The organism is Pseudoduganella rivuli (assembly GCF_009674485.1).
Taxonomy (GTDB): domain Bacteria; phylum Pseudomonadota; class Gammaproteobacteria; order Burkholderiales; family Burkholderiaceae_D; genus Rugamonas; species Rugamonas rivuli_B.
In genome coordinates this window covers 1-696 of the sequence record NZ_WKJJ01000064.1, presented here as the reverse complement: position 1 = coordinate 696, position 696 = coordinate 1, and the positions used below count along the sequence as shown (strand labels likewise).

The window sequence follows — 696 nt, the reverse complement described above, 5'->3', positions numbered from 1 at the left end:
GCGTCCAGCTGGCGGCGCTGACCAGCACCCAGTTCGGCGTGCTGGCCACCGACGTGATTGCCGCGATTGCCACGGCCGACGTCGATACGCTGACCACCACCGTGATCGCGGCCCTGAAATCCACGCAGGCGGCAGGCCTGACCACCGACCAGGTGGCGCACCTGTCGACCACGCAAGTGGCCGCACTGTCGACCGGCATCCTGTCGACGCTGGGCACCACGCAGGGCGCCGCGCTGAGCGACACTCAAGTGGCCGCTTTGAACTCGGCCCAACTGGCGGCCTTGCCGACCAATGTGCTGGCGGTGTTCTCGACCGATGACATCGCCGCGATCAAGACGGCCGCGCTGGCCGGCCTGAAATCGTCGCAAGTTGCCGGCCTGACTTCCGACCAGGTGGTGGCGCTGTCGACCACGCAAGTGTCGACGCTGACGTCGGCACAGGCTGTCGGTCTCACCACCAACCAGGTGGCGAACATGCAGGACGCCGACCTGGCCGCGCTGAAATCGAACGTGATTTCCGGCCTGTCGACGACGCAGATCAATGCCATCACCAGCGACCAGGTCGATGCGCTGACGTCGCAGCAGATCGGCGCCCTGAGCACGCTGCAAGTGTCGGCCGGCCTGAATTCGCAACAGATCGCCGCCTTCAACAGTGTCCAGCTGAGCGCGCTGACCAGCGCCCAGTTCGGCGTGCTGA

1 pseudogene is annotated in these 696 nt (G+C 66.2%); it reads left to right on the top strand.

Annotated elements, in window-relative coordinates:
• Positions 1–696: pseudogene (locus GJ700_RS35120) on the top strand (heme utilization protein); the annotation flags it as partial.